Source organism: Neisseria sp. HMSC068C04, from assembly GCF_001810105.1.
In the GTDB taxonomy this organism is placed as follows: Bacteria; Pseudomonadota; Gammaproteobacteria; order Burkholderiales; family Neisseriaceae; genus Neisseria; species Neisseria flavescens_B.
The window spans coordinates 46,755-65,377 of sequence record NZ_KV799911.1 but is presented as its reverse complement, the minus strand read 5'-3'; the positions used below and the strand labels follow the sequence as shown (position 1 = coordinate 65,377).

Genomic DNA, 18,623 nt, shown 5'->3' with positions numbered 1-18,623 from the left:
CCGCGTCAGCAGCGAAGAACCGAACTATACGCCTACCAACAAAACCCGTCAACACCCAACTTCAAAAAAAATTAAAATTTTTTCACAACTATCTGTATTTAAATAATTTAAAATTTATTGGATTTTATCGTTCGATAGATAAAACAGATACCCTAAAGATAAATAGTCCTGCAGCTTTGCTCTTATTTGCCACATTCAAACACTCTATATCTCTATATTACTGGCGCTTTAGTCCCATCTACTCTTACAATCACTACTTTCTCCAATAAAACAATTATAAATTTAGAATGCCCCTATTATGAGTAACGAAAAGATTCAACAAAAATTTGAACAAGCATATCACTCTTTTATTGAAGAGGAAAATTACGAGGAAGCGCTAAAACGTGCCGAGATTCTTTGCCTTCTCAATCCCAAATCTGCAGAATTTCATCATAAAGTTGCTTATGCCTATCTGAAGCAATTGAAATGGGAAAAAGCCATTGAGGCTGAAATGAAAACACTAGAGCTGGATAGCACCTATATTCCTGCTTTGGATTTACTTGCACATGCTTACGGCGCTCTAGATAATTGGGAAAAAACTGGGTTTTACGGTCATCAGGCTTTGGTTCTAAAAGACAAAGCCATCCCAGACCTAGAACATGAAATCATTCCGACACCAGCTCCAAAAAACGGCAAACGGATTATCTCCTTTTCTTTATTTGGCAATAATTCCAAATATATTGAGCCTGCCGTCTTAAATACCCAGCTTGCTCCTGTACTTTTCCCTGGTTGGACATGTCGTTTTTATGTTGACGATTCTGTATCGGCTGAAGCTATTCAACGATTTAGAAATAACGGAGCAGAAGTAATTAAGGTTGGCGCACCGTTGGACAACTGGCCGGGTACGATGTGGCGCTTTCTTGCCATCAATGATCCCGAGGTTGAATACGTTATTTTCCGTGATGCAGATTCTATTATTTGCTATCGTGATGCTGCAGCCGTATCCGAATGGATAAAAAGTGGCACCCTATTCCACACTATTCGCGACTCAGGCTCGCATACTGCCCTGATTCTTGCGGGTATGTGGGGCGCTAAAGCGGGCGCAGTCCCAGATATGCAGGAAAGAATTCAGAATTTTGTCGATGAGGGCTACCCTTCCAGACATTTTGCCGACCAAGATTTTCTAGAAAAAGAATTGTGGGCCTATATCCGTCAGAATCTGTTTGCACATGACAGATTATTTGATTTCTGTAATGCACACAAAATTCCCGGCGAGTTTTACCCTAATTATCAAATCGCTTTTAGCGAAGGGGTCACCAGCTTTAACGCAACGACTGATTATAAAGACGGTAGTCTGGCAAGATGGACGCTGTACTCCAGTGCTTCGCCTTTGGTTAATCCGGACTACTCGCTCAATGTTGTTCCTGAATTTAAAGTCTGCAGTTATGTGACTGAAGTGAAAAACGGGGTGGTTTCAGCGTTCTTGCCGAAGAGATATGGCAATGCGATTAAAGCAAAACTAGCCAGAATCAACATCGAACAAATCTAATTTGATTTGATTCCTATATCTCTCATTTCGTGAACCCATTATTTATGAGCAAACACATTCTCCTCGGCATTACCGGCGGTATTGCGGCGTATAAATCTTGCGAACTGGTCAGACTGCTGAAAAAGCAAGGACATTCTGTATCAGTCGTAATGACGGATTCTGCGACAGAATTTGTCTCTCCGCTGACTTTCCAAGCTTTAACCGGCAACCCTGTTTTATCGGATACCTATTCAGGTGCTTCCAATAATGGCATGGCGCACATCAATCTGACGCGTGAAGCTGACGCATTTCTTATTGCACCAGCCACTGCCAATACGATTGCTAAAATTGCCAACGGATTGGCCGACAACCTGCTGACTACTTTGGCTGCAGCCAGAAAATGTCCCTTGGCCGTTGCGCCTGCAATGAATGTCGAAATGTGGAACAACCCTGCTAACCTGCGCAATATTGAACAACTGGTTTCAGACGGCGTTACCGTGTTTTACCCAAACAGCGGCGAACAGGCTTGCGGCGAAACAGGTACAGGCAGAATGGTCGAAGCGGTCGATCTGGCAGATTTGCTAGAGGATTTATGGACACCCAAGCTACTGAGCGGCAAAAAAGTTCTGATTACAGCCGGCGCAACGTTTGAAGCCATCGACCCTGTCCGCGGCATTACCAATATTTCCAGCGGACAAATGGGCATGGCTTTAGCGCGTGCGTGCCGTGCTGCCGGAGCGAAAGTCACGCTGATTTACGGTCAAATTCAGACGGTCCTGCCGGCAGGCTTGGCTCATTCCGAACAAGCTGTCAGCGCAGAAGCCATGTATCAGGCAGTTCACCGCCATATCCATGAGCAGGATGTCTTTATTTCCGTCGCAGCCGTTGCAGACTACAAAGTCAAAAACAGCAGCAATGAGAAACTGAAGAAAAACGGCAATCAGCCCCCAGTTATCGAACTGACGGAAAATCCGGATATTCTTGCATCCGTTGCCGCCTTGCCTTCTCCACCATTCTGCGTCGGCTTTGCTGCCGAAAGCCATCAGGTTTTAGAATTTGCTCGGGCAAAACGTTTGTGCAAAAACGTACCTATGCTAGTGGCCAACCAAGTTTCCGTTTCCATGGGCAAGCCAACCAATCAAATCACCATTATTGATGACCTTGCCGAAACCTCATTTCCGGAAACATCCAAACGCCAAGCAGCGGATGAAATCGTCAAACGCCTGGCTGAATTGTTGACTTGATAAAATAAAAGGCCGTCTGAAAATTTTTCAGACGGCCTTTGTTCAAACACATTAAATCACAAACCCAATTCGCGCAGGAAACGAATATCGTCTGCCCAACCGGATTTTACTTTCACCCAAATCTTCAAAAAGACTTTGGTATCAAATAATTTTTCCATATCGAGGCGGGCTTCAGTAGAAATTTTCTTCAATTTCTCCCCACCCTTGCCAATCAAAATCGCCTTTTGGCTGTCTTTATCGACCAACACTGCGATATAAATACGGAACAGTCCGCTTTCCTCTTCCTCAAACTGCTCCACTTCAACATTCATCGCATACGGCAACTCTTCGCCCAAATAGCGGAACAGTTTTTCGCGCACAATTTCCATCGCCAAAAATCGGCTGGATTTGTCCGTCACCATATCTTCCGGATACATCGGGATACTTTCCGGCAGATACGGCTTGAGCAGTTCCAGCAGATTGGCAATACGCAGGCCATGTTTCGCGCTGACTGCCTCGCTGGCGGTAAATTCAAACTCTTGACGCACTTCATTGATAAACGCCTCAAGCGCAAATTTATCTTTGGCTTTGTCTTTATCGATTTTATTGACCACCAATACCACAGGCGTATGCTTAGGCAACTGCTTCAGCACCACGCGGTCGGCATCGGTAAAGCGCATGGCTTCCACCACAAAAACCACTACGTCCACGCCGCTCAACGCTTCGGTTACGTTTTGATTAAGACGGTCATTCAAAGCATTACGGTGATTGGTTTGAAAACCCGGCGTATCGACAAACACAAATTGCGCCGTGTCGTCGGTGTAAATACCGGTTACACGGTTGCGCGTGGTTTGTGCTTTTTTACTGGTAATACTGATTTTCTGACCGATTAAATGGTTCATCAACGTGGATTTGCCGACATTCGGGCGACCCACGATGGCAACAAAACCGCAACGATAATCCGTCGGGTGTTGTGACTCGTTTTGCAAAAAGGTTTCGATATCCATTTATATATGACTTTCTTGATTGTTTCAGACGGCCTTTGCATTTTCTCAAAGGCCGTCTGAAATATTATTTTTTAGCTTTTTTCAAAGGAAACTTCTGTTCCAACCATTCTAAGGCTTCACATGCCGCTTTTTGCTCGGCCACTTTCCGACTGCTGCCGCGTGCATTGCAGATGAAACCAAGTTCGCCCAAATCGCAGGAAATCACAAACATCGCATCAGCCGTCTGCTCCGCCTGCTCTTCGATTCGGTATTTCGGCAGGGCAAAGCGGCGTGCCTGCAAGGCTTCCTGCAAAGCGGTTTTACTGTCTTTCTTGCCGATATTCAAATCCGCACGTTTCACACGTTCTGCAAACAAATGGCGAACCACTTTTTCCGCTGCAGAAAAATCAGCGTCAAAGCTGACCGCCGCAAACATCGCCTCCATCGCGTCAGCCAAAATCGAAGGCCGTCTGAAACCGCCGCTCTTCAACTCGCCGGCACCCAAATACAAACCGTCGCCGACATTCATTTCCAACGCGATTTCAGCCAACACGCCTTCATTCACCAAAGCCGCGCGCATCCGCGACAACTCGCCTTCCGACAATTTCGGAAACGCGTCAAACAACATCCTCGCCACGGAATAGTTCAAAATCGAATCACCGACAAATTCAAAACGCTCATTGTGTTTGGCATTGTAGCTGCGGTGGGTCAAAGCCTGCTGAAGCAGCTCCATATTGCGGAACTCATAGCCCAGACGCTTTTGGATCGCTCGATGCGCCTGCTGTTTGAGCAAATCAGGTTTCATTCCATACTTTCAAAAAAACAGCCGGAAAGCACGCCTCATCCGCAGTGAAACAAAATAAAAAGGCTACACCGGCAACTTTTTTATTTTGGCTCATTGTTTCTTGCGTCCCTCAAGCCGATAAACAATCAAAAGCCGTCATGTTAAACCTGACGGCACTTGCCGACATTGTACCATCAAACCGCCCCTGCACACATCCGTGCGGAAAAGCGGCGAATCGTGTAAAATCATGCCAAATCATCTCTTTGTCAACTCCATGAACAAATTTGCCCAAGCATTGGCCGCAGCGCTCGACCGCTGCATCGTTACCAACACCGTCGCCGAACAAGGCGAACCCGTCGGCTTCCTCTACCGCGAAGCCCCCGTATTTGAAAACGACAGCGGCTGGCGCATTTTCAGCGGCGACGAAACCGACGAATACACCGACAATCCCGACAACTTCAGCATTGTCAGCCTCTCCGCCATTACTGCAGACAATCCCGGCATCGCGCCCCTGCTGACTCAGGCAGAAGGCAGCGCGTGGGAATTGAACGAAGACGGCGAGTTCCAAGCCGTTGCCGATTGGCAGCCGCAAGAATAACCCACCCCATTTCGTTTCAGACGGCCTTCTTTATAACAAGGCCGTCTGAAACCGAGCCGAATCCCTATTTCACAAATATTGAAGGAATCATCATGAACATTATCGAACCACGCCTCGATGGCACCAACCTGCGCATCGGCATCGTTCAAGCCCGCTTTACCAACGAAATCGGCAGCGAAATGGTCAAAGTATGCTGCCGCACCTTAAAAGAATTGGGCGTATCCGAAGACAACATCACGCTTGCCACCGTTCCCGGCGCGCTTGAAGTGCCTATCGCGCTAATGAACCTCGCATCCTCCGAACAATTCGATGCCCTGATTGCCATCGGCGTTGTGATTCGTGGCGAAACCTACCACTTTGAATTGGTATCCAATGAGTCCGGAGCAGGTGTCAGCCGCGTTGCCCTTGACTACAACATCCCTATCGCCAACGCCATCCTGACGACTGAAAACGACGAACAAGCCGTTGCACGCATCGAAGAAAAAGCCTCTGATGCTGCCAAAGTTGCCGTAGAATGTGCCAACTTGGTCAACCATCTTTTGTCAGAACAATACGAAGACGACGAAGAATAAGCTTCTCCCCGTATTGAATACCGCATATTTTCAGACGGCCTCTCAATCATGATATTGAGGCCGTCTGAATCATTCAATATTCAGCCGACAACCATCGGCACTCTCTTCACAAGGAATACCCATGAAAAGCCCACGCCGCCGCGCACGCGAGCTTGCCGTACAAGCTATTTATCAAGCAGGCATCAACAAAACTGCCGCTCCCGAAATCGCCAAAAACATCCACGAACTGTCCCAAACATCCAATATGGATGAAGAGCTGTTCAACAAACTGTTTTTCGGCGCACAAACCCATGCTGAAGAATACATGGAAAAAATCAGCCCCCTGCTCGACCGCGACGAAAAAGACCTCAGCCCTATCGAACGCGCCGTTTTGCTGGTTGCCTGCCATGAGCTGAGCACCATGCCTGAAACCCCCTATCCTGTCATCATCAACGAAGCCATCGAAGTTACCAAAACTTTCGGCGGCACCGATGGCCATAAATTCGTCAACGGCATCCTCGACCAACTGGCTTCCCGCATCCGCCCTGACGAACCGCGCCGCAAAGGCTAAGATTGACTTCGCATCAGGTCGAGATTACTGATCTTTGCCCTGTTTAAGCTAATGTACTTATACAGCCAAACCATCAAAAAGGCCGTCTGAATTTCAGACGGCCTTTTATCTTTCGATTTATTCTGATTTTGGCATTTCATAACCGGGACAGTTTTGCTTGTCGCTGCTTGCCCAGATGATACCGCTGTCGTTGTAATAAACGGTACAGGTTTCATTTGCGTTGGTTTCTTTGTTGGGTTCTGCCTTCAAAATATAACCTGAATCGGAAGGATTAGGCATAGAAGCCGTACCTTCGGAAAAACTAATATCGAAATATTGATTCTGCTGCAAATTTCCATCAGGAAACCCTACAAATGTACTTTTTTGAGTGTAGTAGCGTTCGAGCTGTTGGGCGTTATGCAGCATCTGCGTGCGGACGGCGGCAAGGCGCGTTTGGCGGATGTAGTTTTGATAAGACGGATATGCGATGGTAGCAAGAATGGCTGCAATCACAACGACTATCAGCAGCTCGATAAGCGTGAAGCCTTGTTGGTGTTTCATTGTATTTATGTCGTAAATAATTAGAATAAGACATGAATATTATAGTAGTTTTCTTGCGGCTTAAATGTTCAGATTCGGAGGGAGTTTGGGAATTTATGTAAATGAGGTGCAAGTTCTGAAAAATATTTTCATCCTTTTATTTTTTATTTCAATAAGTTAAACTTCAATTTGAGCCAACCGTCTCTTGGTTGGCCTTGGTCTTTACAGTAAAATCCAGTTGTTTTTTTGTTTCTATCAATACATTTGTTGCTTGTCTGCGACGTTATTTTATTGAATTGGTTCCTTTTATATGTCTAAAGTTTTCAAGTGGGCGGCCGGTACGGCTGTTGTAGTAGTAGCGGCTTTCGGCGGCTGGTCTTTGATGAAGCCTGAGCCTCAGTCTTCTTTTATTACAGAAGTGGTCAAACGCGGCGATATCCGTCAAACCGTGTCGGCAACCGGCGAAATCTCACCTTCCAATTTGGTATCCGTGGGCGCAGAAGCTTCAGGTCAGATTAAAAAACTGTATGTGAAACTGGGCCAACAAGTGAAAAAAGGCGATCTGATTGCAGAAATCGACTCAACCAATCAGATCAATACCTTAAATACCGAGAAATCCAAACTGGAAACCTATCAGGCAAAATTGGTTTCTGCAGAAATCGCGCTTTCCAGTGCGGAGAAAAAATATAAACGCGAACTTGCCTTATGGAAAGAACAGGCAACTTCCAAAGAAGACTTGGAATCTGCACAAGACTCTTTAGCCGCAGCCAAAGCCAATGTTGCCGAACTGAAAGCCGCCATCAAACAATCAAAAATCTCCATCAATACAGCCGAATCCGAACTGGGCCACACGCGGATTACCGCCACCATGGACGGCACCGTAGTCGCCATTCCTGTTGAAGAAGGCCAATCCGTCAATGCGGCGCAATCTACGCCGACCATTATCCAGCTGGCCAACTTGGAAACCATGTTAAACAAAATGCAGATTGCCGAGGGCGACATCACGAAAGTCAAAGCCGGTCAGGATATTTCGTTCACCATTCTGTCCGAACCGGACACCCCGATTAAAGCAAAATTAGACAGCGTCGACCCCGGCCTGACCACCATGTCTTTGGGCAGCTACACCAGCAGCACGGACACGACTTCCAATGCGATTTACTACTATGCCCGCGCCCTTGTGCCGAATAATGACGGCAAGCTCTCCATCGGCATGACCACTCAAAATACGATTGAAATCAACGGCGTGAAGAATGTCTTACTAGTACCGACACTGACCGTGAAAAAGCATAACGGCAAATCATTTGTCAGTGTTTTGGGCGCAGACAATAAAGCTGTCGAGCGCGAAGTAACCGTCGGTTTGAAAGACAGCATGAATACCGAAATCAAAAGCGGCTTGAAAGAAGGCGAAAAAGTGATCATTTCTGAAATGAGCGCAGATGAAAAGAATAAGAGCAGCGAACGCGCGATGATGGGCGGTGGCCCTCCTCGCTGATTGATTAAGGCCGTCTGAAAGATTTGGCTGTGTTTCAGACGGCCTTAGTTCCTGTATTTCTATTTTTCGCCCGGAAAGATTATGAGTTTAATCGAATGTAAGAATATCAACCGTTTTTTCGGTAGCGGTGAAAACCGTGTGCACGTATTGAAAGATGTCAGCCTTTCTATTGAGAAAGGCGACTTTGTGGCGATTATCGGCCAGTCTGGTTCAGGCAAATCTACGCTGATGAATATCTTGGGCTGTCTGGATACCGCCACTTCCGGCTCTTATCAAATCGACGGCATCGAAACATCGCAAATGCAGCCGGATGAGCTGGCGGCTTTGCGCCGTGAGCGTTTCGGCTTTATTTTCCAGCGTTACAACCTGTTAAGCTCGCTGACCGCCCGAGACAACGTCGCCCTGCCTGCCGTATATATGGGCATGGACAGCAAAGAGCGCGCGGAACGTGCGGAAAAACTGTTGGGCGATTTGGGTTTGCAAAATAAAGAAGGCAACAAACCCAGCGAACTTTCCGGCGGTCAGCAACAACGCGTTTCGATTGCCCGCGCGTTGATGAACGGCGGCGAAATCATCTTTGCCGACGAGCCGACCGGCGCATTGGATACCGCCAGCGGTAAAAACGTGATGGAAATCATCCACAAGCTGCACGAAGACGGGCATACCGTGATTATGGTCACCCACGATCCGGGCATTGCGGCAAACGCAAACCGCGTCATCGAAATCCGCGACGGTCAGATTATTTCGGATATGTCTAAAAATCCCGATATCCCGCCAAGCAAAGTGGAGAGGATTAAAGAAAAAGCTTCTTGGTCGTTTTATTACGATCAATTTATGGAAGCATTCAAAATGTCGGTGCAGGCGATTATGGCGCACAAAATGCGTTCGCTGCTGACCATGCTGGGGATTATCATCGGTATCGCTTCGGTGGTATCGGTAGTGGCATTGGGTAATGGCTCGCAACAAAAAATCTTGGAAGACATCAACTCGATGGGTACAAACACCATCAGCATCTTCCCCGGCCGTGGTTTTGGCGACCGCCGCAGCGGACGGATCAAAACACTGACGATTAATGACGCAAAAGCCATCAGCCAACAAAGCTACGTCGCCTCTGCCACCCCTCAAACCAACTCCAGCGGCACCTTGACCTACCGCAACACCGACCTGACTGCCTCGCTTTACGGCGTAGGCGAACAATATTTCGACGTGCGCGGTTTGAAATTGGAAGAAGGCCGTCTGTTTGATGATGACGATGTAAAAACTGATGCCCAAGTCGTCGTTATCGACCAAAACACCAAAACCAAACTCTTCGGCGAAGGCATCAATCCTTTAGGAAAAACCATCCTCTTCAAAAAACGCCCGCTAACCGTCATCGGCATTATGAAAAAGGATGACAACTCATTCGGCAATTCCGACTCGCTGATGCTTTGGTCGCCTTATACAACGGTCATGCACCAAATTACCGGCGAGAGCCATACCAACTCCATCGTTGTCAAAATCAAAGACGATGCCAACACACAGGTTGCCGAAAAAAGCCTGACCGAGCTGCTGAAAGCACGCCACGGTACAGAAGACTTCTTTATGAACAACAGCGACAGCATCAAAGAAATGGTGGAAAGCACGACCGGCACCATGACGCTGCTGATTTCTTCCATTGCGGTCATCTCTTTGGTGGTCGGCGGTATCGGCGTGATGAACATCATGCTGGTCTCCGTTACCGAGCGCACCAAAGAAATCGGCGTCCGCATGGCAATCGGCGCACGCCGCAACAATATTTTGCAACAGTTTCTGATTGAGGCAGTCTTAATCTGTATCATCGGCGGCCTGTCAGGCGTATTGCTGTCTGCGTGCATCAGCCTGGTGTTCAACTACTTTGTCACCGACTTCCCGATGAGCATTTCCATGACTTCCGTCATCGGCGCAGTTGTCTGCTCCACCGCCATCGGTGTCGCGTTCGGCTTTATGCCTGCCAACAAAGCTTCTAAGCTCAACCCGATTGATGCGCTGGCTCAGGATTGATTATGTTTCAGACGGCCTATTATCTTAGGGCCGTCTGAAATGCTGTTACCCGAAAGATTTTTTATGAAGACGAAACCTTTTTCCCAAGCAGCCTTATCATTGGCTGTTGCCCTTGCCCTGAGTGCGTGCGCCGCACCTAAAGCCAATCCGAACCTGACACTGGAAGCAACCGGCCAAGTCATGAGCGCGGCGGAAACTGCCGAACGCTACGATGTAAACGGCAACTGGTGGGAAATCTACCAAAGCCCGCAGCTCAACGCGCTGATGGAGCAGGCGCTGGCGAACAATGTCGATTTGAAACAGGCCGCCATCAGCGTCAACAAGGCTTTGTACCAAGCCAATATTTTGGGTGCGGATTTGGTGCCTTCGTTCAGCGGCTCGTTGGGGGCGAATGCTTCTAAAAACCTGAAAACCGGCAGCCACGGCAATACCTTCAGTAGCCAGCTTGGCTTGAGCTACGAATTGGATTTGTGGCGAAAACTCAGTGCCACTGCCGATGCGCAGGTATGGGAATACCAAGCCACGCATGAAGACATGGCCAACACACGCCTGACTTTGATTAATAATGTCGCCGATGCGTATTTCAATATCGCCTATCTGAACGAAGCCATCGAGTTGGCGCAAAAATCGCTGAAGCAATATCAGGAAATCAACCGCATTGCGAATGCCAAGTTCCGCTACGGCCGGGCCGACTCAAGCCAGCCGACCCAAGCCAAACAATCATTGCTGAGCGCGGAAAACAGCCTGTTGTCTTTGCAAAACAATTTGGATACGCAAAAACAGGTTTTGCGTAATTTGTTGAATTTAAGGCCGTCTGAAAACATGGCTGCCGATCCGGCACAGTTCCGCCTGCTGCCTGTCAAAGGCGTGAACTTAGACGTACCGATTACCGTTTTGGCCAACCGCCCCGACCTGCGCGCCGCTGAATACCGCCTGCAAGCGTCGCAACAATCGGTCAACGCACAAAAACGCAGTTGGTATCCGTCGATTACTTTGGGCGCAAGTTTGAGTACGTCTTCCGATAAAGCGAAAAGCACGTTCAATATCCCCATGTTGGGCGGCTCGGCCACCATCAATCTGCCTTTCCTTAATTGGCAGACCATGAAATGGAAAGACAAAACCGTACAAGCGGAGATGGACAGTGCCAAGCTGAATTTTGAAAAAGCCCTGACCACCGCGCTCAACGAGGTCAACACCAACTACCTTGCCTACAAAAACGCGCAGGCCAGCCTTGCCAATCAAGAACAGCGTTATCAGTTGGACAAGAAAAACAGCCATTACTATCAAGTACGCTACCAACACGGTAAAAACGAACTGAAAGACTGGCTGGAGGCTTTGAATTCAGAATACAGCTCGGCTCAAAACCTGCTGAACCAACGCTATGAAGCCTTAAAATACGAAAATATGGTGTATAAAGCCATGGCGGGACGTTATACGCCGAAATAGCATTTTCAGACGGCCTTCGGTTAATTTCCGTCAACGGCCGTCTGAAAAACATTCAAGCAACTGAATTTTCATATATAATCGCGCGTTTATTTGATTTTATCCGGACAAAATTATGGCCTTCGCCTCTCTCTTTACGCTTTTGGACGACATTACCGCCGTTTTGGACGACGTAGCGATGATGACCAAAGTCGCCGCCAAAAAAACCGCCGGCGTGGTCGGTGACGATTTGGCGCTCAACGCCAATCAGGTAACCGGCGTATCCGCCGAGCGCGAATTGCCGATTATTTGGGCGGTGGCAAAAGGCTCTCTGGTCAACAAGCTGATTCTGGTGCCGCTTGCGCTGTTGCTTTCCGCTTTCCTGCCTGCGCTGATTACGCCCTTGCTGATGATCGGCGGTGTTTATTTATGTTTTGAAGGCGTGGAAAAACTGCTGCACAAATTCTTGCACCGCAATGAACACGAAGACGGACACGATGCCGAGCCTGAAGTCACAGACGAAAAAACAAAAGTTAAAGGCGCGGTCCGCACAGATTTCATCCTCTCAGCCGAAATCATCATTATCGCGCTGGGTGTTGTTGAAAAATATGACCTGATGACGCGTTCTTTGGTTATGGCCGCCATCGGTGTCGGCATGACGGCATTGGTCTATGGTTTGGTCGGCATTATCGTCAAACTTGACGACCTCGGCATGATGTTGATGCGCCAAAAAAGTGCCGCCGTGCAAGGTATCGGACGCAGTTTGATTTCATTTATGCCTTGGTTTATGCGCGGCTTGAGCATTGTCGGCACGCTGGCGATGTTCTTGGTTGGCGGCGGACTGATCGCCCACAACCTTGGCTTTTTGCACGATTTCCTCCACGCGCAGCATTGGGACAGCGGCATAATGGAGCATATCGCCAATCTGGTGGTCGGAGTAGCCGCCGGTTCATTGGCTTGCGCAATCGTCCTGCCTGCAATGAAATTGTTTCAAAAAGACTGATTTTGTTTCCCTGCCGTCTGAAAATTTTTCAGACGGCCTCAATACCATTTAAAGCATGAATATTTTCCGTAAACTCGAACAATATTGGCAACATCCGCTGCTTTACTGGCCGCTGGTCATCTTGATTGCCGCCGCGACACCGTTCACTTTCGCCCCCTATTATCATTTCTGGCTGATGCCGCTGTTGTTTGGCGCGCTGATACGCCTGATTGAATTGCGTCCGCGCTTTGCCGTCATGACTGCCTATCTGTTCGGATTAATCGGTTATACGGCGCAGTTTTATTGGATACACACTGCCTTACATGACGTTTCGGGTTTGCCGGATTCATACGCCATCCCCCTCACCTTCCTGCTGCCGGCGTTTCTTGCGCTTTATCCGGCCATCTGTTTTTGGGGGTGGAGAAAATGCAACCTGTCGCGCTGGGCTAAAACCGGCCTCCTGCTGCCGATTTTGTGGACGCTGGCAGAATTTGCCCGCGAACGTTTCCTGACCGGATTCGGCTGGGGCGCAATCGGCTATTCCCAAATCATCAAAGACAGCCCGTTGGCAGGCTTCGCGCCTTTGGGCGGCATTCATATGGTCACGCTGGCAACCGCTTTCCTCAGCGCATGGCTGGTGTTGCTGATTGACAACCACGGCCGTCTGAAACACCGCCTGCTACCCTTATTCCTTATCGTTGCGCTCTGCTCCGTCGGCTACATTTCCCAACAAACCGAATACACCCGCCCCGACGGCAGCACCAGCACGGTTGCCCTGATTCAAGGCAACATCGAGCAAAATCTGAAATGGAAGGAAGAGCAAATCATTCCGACCATTCAGAAATACTACGAACAAATCAGCAAAACCAGTGCCGACATCGTCATCCTGCCTGAAACCGCCCTACCGCTGATGCGCCAAAACCTGCCCGAAGGCATCTTGGAACAATTCGCCGAACAGGCACAAAGCAACGGCAGTGCATTGGCCATCGGCATCAGCCAATATACGCCCGACGGCAACGGCTACGAAAATGCAGTCATCAATTTGAGCGACTATCACAACAGCACTTCCGATGTCATCCCCTACTACGCCAAGAACCACCTCGTTCCATTTGGCGAATACAAGCCCTTGCCCGCCATTACCGAGCGCCTCTATAAAATGATGGATATGCCTTTGGCCGACTTTCAAAAAGGCGGCGACAACCAAGCGCCTTTGGTGATGAAAGATCAAAAAGTCGCCTTCAATATCTGCTATGAAGACGGCTTCGGCGACGAACTCATCGCAACGGCGAAACGCTCCACCCTGCTCGCCAACATCAGCAATATGGCATGGTATGGCAAATCCAATGCCATGTATCAGCAGCTTCAACAGTCCCAAGCGCGTGCAATGGAACTGGGCCGCTACATGGTTCGCGCCACCAATACCGGCGCAACCGCCATTATTTCTCCTAAAGGTACGATTGTTGCCGAAGCCCAACCGGATATAGAAACCGTCCTCGAAGGCCACGTTAAAGGCTATATCGGCGAAACGCCTTATATGAAAGCAGGCGGCTCCACATGGCTTATCAGTATTTTGGCCGTTATCGGCGTATTCCTTATCCTGATTGGCCGGAAGAAACCAGAATAAAAATTTTTAAGACCTTGTTATACAAGGTCTTTTTTATTGACGAAACTATTTACATACAGAAATGTTTGTAATATACTTATCCAAAACCTAGCAAATCACTCAAATTTTCTAAGACAATCAACCCTTGCAATTCAAGCAGTAAAAACTATTGAATCTATCGTTAATTTACAGAAAAAATCCAACCCATAACAAAACAAACCACAGGCAGTGTTATACTGCTTGTCACACAATAAACAAAAAGCCGTTTTCAGACGGCCCGATCAAGGAGAGCATCCTTTTATGAATAAAGCTTTTGCATTACCCGTTATCCACAGCGGCAACGGTAGCCTCGAGCAATACATTCATACAGTCAACAGCATTCCCATGCTGACTGCCGAAGAAGAAACGCAACTGGCCGAACGTCAACAAAAAGGCGATCTCAACGCCGCCAAACAGCTTATTCTGTCCCATCTTCGCGTCGTTGTATCCATTGCACGCGGCTACGACGGCTACGGCCTCAACCAAGCCGACCTGATTCAAGAAGGCAATATCGGCCTGATGAAAGCCGTCAAACGCTACGAACCAAGCCGCGGCGCGCGCCTGTTTTCGTTTGCCGTGCATTGGATTAAAGCAGAAATCCACGAATTCATTTTGCGCAACTGGCGTTTGGTCCGCGTCGCCACCACCAAACCGCAACGCAAACTGTTCTTCAATCTGCGCAGCATGCGTAAAAACCTGAATGCCTTGTCTCCAAAAGAAGCGCAAGAAATCGCCGATGATTTGGGTGTCAAATTGTCCGAAGTCTTGGAAATGGAGCAACGCATGACCGGTCACGATATCGGCATCATGGCAGAAAACAACGATGACGAGGACAATTTCGCCCCTATCGACTGGTTGGCCGATCACGATGCAGAGCCTAGCCGTCAGTTGTCCAAACAAGCTCACTACGCCCTGCAAACCGAAGGTCTGCAAAATGCCTTGGCACAACTGGACGACCGCAGCCGCCGTATCGTTGAAAGCCGCTGGTTGCAAGACGATGGCGGTTTGACCCTGCACGAATTGGCTGCCGAATACGGCGTATCTGCCGAACGCATCCGCCAAATCGAAGCCAAAGCCATGCAAAAACTGCGCGGTTTCTTGGCAGAAGAAGCAGAAGCCGTTTAAGCCTTTCATTATAAAAAGGCCGTCTGAATCTTTTCAGACGGCCTTTTCGATGGCAAACCTTATTGTATCTTCTCCCCCAACACATTCATTTTAAAGCCCACTTAAGCTATAATACCCACCACACACACTACCCAGTCATACCATAACCATGCAACTTACCGTCGTCGGACTCAATCACCAAACCGCGCCCTTGAGCATACGCGAAAAACTGGCATTTGCAGCTGCAAATCTGCCGGATGCCGTGTCCAACCTCGCGCGCAGTGAGGCGGCGGAAGAAGCAGTCATTCTTTCTACCTGCAACCGCACCGAGCTTTACTGCGTCGGTGAAACCGAAAAAATCATCGACTGGTTGGCGCAATATCACGACCTACCTGTCGAAGAAATCCGCCCTTACCTCTATACCTTGGATAATAATGAAACCGTCCGCCACGCCTTCCGCGTCGCCTGCGGTTTGGATTCCATGGTCTTGGGCGAACCACAAATTCTCGGTCAAATCAAAGATGCCGTCCGCGTTGCGCAAGAACAGGAAAGCATCAACACCCACTTAAACGCCCTGTTTCAAAAAACCTTTGCCGTTGCCAAAGAAGTGCGTACCGACACTGCTGTTGGCGAAAACTCCGTCTCCATGGCTTCTGCATCGGTCAAAATGGCAGAGCAAATCTTCCCTTCCATTTCTGATCTGAACGTCCTCTTTATCGGCGCAGGCGAAATGATTGAGCTGGTGGCCACTTATTTTGCCGCCAAAAATCCCAAGCTCATTACCGTTGCCAACCGTACACACCAGCGCGCGCAGGAATTGTGCGACAAACTCGGTGTCAACGCCGAAGCCTGCCTGTTGAATGAATTGCCCGATATTTTGCACGATTACGACGTGGTTGTTTCTTCCACCGCCAGCCAACTGCCCCTCGTCGGCAAAGGCATGGTCGAGCGCGCATTGAAAAAACGCCACAACATGCCCGTTTTCCTGCTGGATTTGGCCGTTCCGCGCGATATCGAAGCCGAAGTCGGCGAATTGGAAGACGCATACCTCTATACCGTAGACGACATGATGGACATTGTCCAAAGCGGTAAAGATGCGCGCAAAAAAGCAGCGGCGGCGGCTGAACGCATGGTGGAAGAAAAAGTCAGCGAATTTATCCGCCTGCAGAAAAACCGTCAAAGCGTTCCGCTTATCCGCGCCTTGCGCGACGAAGGCGAACGTGCGCGCCGCCAAGTATTGGAAAATGCCATGAAGCAATTGGCAAAAGGCGTATCCGCCGAGGATGTCCTCGAACGCCTCTCCATTCAGTTAACCAACAAACTGCTCCACTCTCCGACACGCACGCTCAATAAAGCCGGCTCGGACAACAGCGAGTTAATCGATGCCGTGGCGCAGATCTACCATTTGGATCAACACGACTGACCACAATTTAAAGGCCGTCTGAAAGAAGCGAACCGACCGACAAGTCATATTCCAAAGCTTTCAGACGGCCTTAAAACAATAAAATCCCAATTATCATTTTTTCATTTAAAATGAAATGCTTGAAAAAAAACCGTTAAAGTGTAAAAATCCTACCTTATACATTTAAACAGCATTCAAACAATAAAACTGCCTGCCGGCTCAAACGCATGCCGACAATATGATAGCACCGGCAAAAGGAACTTTCGTGAATATTAAAACAAACACATATCTGGCTCTTGCTGTCCTCTCAGCTTCCCTTCTTTCAGGTTGCGACAAAGTCAGCACCTTTTTTGGCAAAGACGAAAACAAAGAGCTCGTCCAACGCATAGAAACCAATACCGATGACGGAAAAGTCGGCATGTTGTTGCCCGACTTTGCCCAACTGGTGCAAAACGAAGGACAGGCCGTCGTCAATATTCAAGCGACACCGGCGAAACGCACTGCGACACCGGATGACGACCACAGCATGGACCTGAGCCAATTCCCCGACAACGACCCGTTTTACGAGTTCTTCAAGCGCCTTGTTCCCAATATGCCCGACATGCCGCAGGAAGATACTGAAAGCGACGCTTTGAATTTCGGTTCCGGCTTCATCATCAGCAAAGACGGCTATATCCTGACCAATACCCACGTGGTTGCCGGCATGGGCAATATCAAAGTCCTGCTCAACGACAAACGCGAATACACAGCCAAACTGGTCGGCTCAGACGCTCAATCCGACGTTGCCCTCTTAAAAATTGAGCCGCAAGAAGACTTGCCGGTTGTCAAAATCGGCAATCCAAAAGATTTGAAACCAGGCGAATGGGTAGCCGCCATCGGCGCGCCTTTCGGCTTTGACAACAGCGTAACTTCAGGCATCGTCTCCGCCAAAGGCCGCAGCCTGCCGAATGAAAACTACACGCCGTTCATCCAAACCGACGTTGCCATCAACCCAGGCAACTCAGGCGGCCCGTTATTCAACCTCCGCGGCCAAGTAGTCGGCATCAACTCACAAATTTACAGCCGCAGCGGCGGTTTCATGGGTATTTCGTTTGCTATTCCGATTGATGTTGCCATGAATGTGGCCGATCAATTGAAAGCCAATGGCAAAGTCCAACGCGGTCAATTAGGCGTGGTTATTCAAGAAGTTTCTTACGATTTGGCCAAATCTTTCGGTTTGGACAAAGCAAGCGGTGCACTGATTGCCAAAATCATGCCGAACAGCGCGGCACAACAAGCCGGTTTGCAGGTTGGCGACATCGTACGCAAAGTTAACGGTGAAGAAGTCCGCGCTTCCAGCGATTTGCCTGTTATGGTCGGCTCGATTATGCCGGGCAAAGAAGTGACTTTGAGCATTTGGCGCGGCGGCAAACAAACCGATGTCAAAGTAAAACTTGGCAGCGCAGCCGAGCAAACGGAAACTTCTGCAAAAGAAGCCGAACACCCGCAACACGAAAGCGGCCATGACGGATTTACCGTTGAAAATGCAGGTGTTACCCTGCAGGTTGAAAACGCAGACGGCAAACAACGCTTAATCGTTCTGCGTGTTAGCGGTGCGGCCGAACGTGCCGGCCTCAAACGCGGGGACGAAATCATTGCCGTCAGCCAAATTAGCGTCAATGATGAATCCACTTTCCGTAGCGCATTGGAAAGCGCAGGCAAAAACGTACCGCTTTTGGTACAACGCGACGGCAATACTTTGTTCCTCGCGCTAAATCTGCAGTAGTCCGATTTTTTTCAGACTGCATGATGATGTGTTAGATGATAAAATACCCATCTGTC

16 protein-coding genes are annotated in these 18,623 nt (G+C 48.7%); 13 read left to right on the top strand and 3 right to left on the bottom strand.

What is annotated here, in order from left to right:
• Positions 1-298 precede the first annotated feature (298 nt).
• Together HMPREF2700_RS01960 and coaBC are read left to right on the top strand one after the other, a co-directional pair.
• Positions 299-1,528 (top strand): tetratricopeptide repeat protein, encoded by a 1,230-nt coding sequence (locus HMPREF2700_RS01960; protein ID WP_070589593.1) that lies wholly within the window; start codon positions 299-301, stop codon positions 1,526-1,528.
• 44 nt (positions 1,529-1,572) lie between these two features.
• Positions 1,573-2,751, top strand: a complete 1,179-nt coding sequence (gene coaBC / locus HMPREF2700_RS01955; protein ID WP_070589591.1) for a bifunctional phosphopantothenoylcysteine decarboxylase/phosphopantothenate--cysteine ligase CoaBC — start codon at positions 1,573-1,575, stop codon at positions 2,749-2,751.
• Positions 2,752-2,807: 56 nt separating this feature from the next.
• Here the strand turns inward: coaBC and era are convergent, their stop codons facing one another.
• Together era and rnc are read right to left on the bottom strand one after the other, a co-directional pair.
• Entirely contained in the window at positions 2,808-3,737 is a 930-nt protein-coding gene (gene era, locus HMPREF2700_RS01950; RefSeq protein ID WP_003679342.1) for a GTPase Era, read from the bottom strand.
• Positions 3,738-3,801: 64 nt separating this feature from the next.
• Positions 3,802-4,521 carry a ribonuclease III gene (rnc, locus tag HMPREF2700_RS01945; RefSeq protein WP_003683027.1) on the bottom strand — a complete coding sequence of 240 codons (720 nt, stop codon included), beginning with the start codon at positions 4,519-4,521 and terminating at the stop codon, positions 3,802-3,804.
• Between the two features lie 253 nt (positions 4,522-4,774).
• Here rnc and HMPREF2700_RS01940 point away from each other — a divergent pair, with 253 nt between their 5' ends.
• The 3 genes from HMPREF2700_RS01940 to nusB all read left to right on the top strand — a co-directional run bounded on the left by HMPREF2700_RS01940 (position 4,775) and on the right by nusB (position 6,220).
• Positions 4,775-5,098, top strand: a complete 324-nt coding sequence (locus HMPREF2700_RS01940; RefSeq protein WP_070589597.1) for a DUF2185 domain-containing protein — start codon at positions 4,775-4,777, stop codon at positions 5,096-5,098.
• Between the two features lie 92 nt (positions 5,099-5,190).
• Positions 5,191-5,670, top strand: coding sequence for a 6,7-dimethyl-8-ribityllumazine synthase (gene ribH / locus HMPREF2700_RS01935; RefSeq protein ID WP_036493252.1), 480 nt, complete (start codon positions 5,191-5,193; stop codon positions 5,668-5,670).
• Between the two features lie 121 nt (positions 5,671-5,791).
• The gene (gene nusB, locus HMPREF2700_RS01930; RefSeq protein WP_049350952.1) at positions 5,792-6,220 is read left to right on the top strand and encodes a transcription antitermination factor NusB; all 429 of its coding nucleotides are present in this window, start codon (positions 5,792-5,794) and stop codon (positions 6,218-6,220) included.
• Positions 6,221-6,337: 117 nt separating this feature from the next.
• On the opposite strand, the gene HMPREF2700_RS01925 is transcribed toward nusB, so the two are convergent.
• Positions 6,338-6,760, bottom strand: a complete 423-nt coding sequence (locus HMPREF2700_RS01925; protein WP_070589588.1) for a type IV pilin protein — start codon at positions 6,758-6,760, stop codon at positions 6,338-6,340.
• 289 nt (positions 6,761-7,049) lie between these two features.
• Between HMPREF2700_RS01925 and HMPREF2700_RS01920 the strand changes: the two genes are divergently transcribed.
• The 8 genes from HMPREF2700_RS01920 (at position 7,050) to HMPREF2700_RS01885 (ending at position 18,567) form a co-directional block, all read left to right on the top strand.
• On the top strand, positions 7,050-8,231 hold the full coding sequence (locus HMPREF2700_RS01920) for an efflux RND transporter periplasmic adaptor subunit (protein WP_070589586.1): 1,182 nt from the start codon (positions 7,050-7,052) through the stop codon (positions 8,229-8,231).
• A gap of 81 nt (positions 8,232-8,312) precedes the next feature.
• Positions 8,313-10,250 (top strand): MacB family efflux pump subunit, encoded by a 1,938-nt coding sequence (locus HMPREF2700_RS01915; RefSeq protein ID WP_070589584.1) that lies wholly within the window; start codon positions 8,313-8,315, stop codon positions 10,248-10,250.
• A 63-nt stretch (positions 10,251-10,313) separates the two neighbouring features.
• The gene (locus HMPREF2700_RS01910; protein WP_070589582.1) at positions 10,314-11,696 is read left to right on the top strand and encodes a TolC family protein; all 1,383 of its coding nucleotides are present in this window, start codon (positions 10,314-10,316) and stop codon (positions 11,694-11,696) included.
• A 112-nt stretch (positions 11,697-11,808) separates the two neighbouring features.
• On the top strand, positions 11,809-12,675 hold the full coding sequence (locus tag HMPREF2700_RS01905) for a DUF808 domain-containing protein (protein WP_070589580.1): 867 nt from the start codon (positions 11,809-11,811) through the stop codon (positions 12,673-12,675).
• 55 nt (positions 12,676-12,730) lie between these two features.
• Complete coding sequence (gene lnt, locus HMPREF2700_RS01900) at positions 12,731-14,278, top strand: apolipoprotein N-acyltransferase (RefSeq protein WP_070589578.1); 1,548 nt, start codon at positions 12,731-12,733, stop codon at positions 14,276-14,278.
• A 279-nt stretch (positions 14,279-14,557) separates the two neighbouring features.
• Positions 14,558-15,421, top strand: coding sequence for an RNA polymerase sigma factor RpoH (gene rpoH / locus HMPREF2700_RS01895; protein WP_004519690.1), 864 nt, complete (start codon positions 14,558-14,560; stop codon positions 15,419-15,421).
• A 148-nt stretch (positions 15,422-15,569) separates the two neighbouring features.
• Positions 15,570-16,823: a glutamyl-tRNA reductase gene (gene hemA, locus HMPREF2700_RS01890; protein WP_070589576.1), complete on the top strand. Its 1,254-nt coding sequence runs from the start codon at positions 15,570-15,572 to the stop codon at positions 16,821-16,823.
• Positions 16,824-17,067: 244 nt separating this feature from the next.
• The gene (locus HMPREF2700_RS01885) at positions 17,068-18,567 is read left to right on the top strand and encodes a DegQ family serine endoprotease (protein ID WP_083303931.1); all 1,500 of its coding nucleotides are present in this window, start codon (positions 17,068-17,070) and stop codon (positions 18,565-18,567) included.
• Positions 18,568-18,623 lie beyond the last annotated feature (56 nt).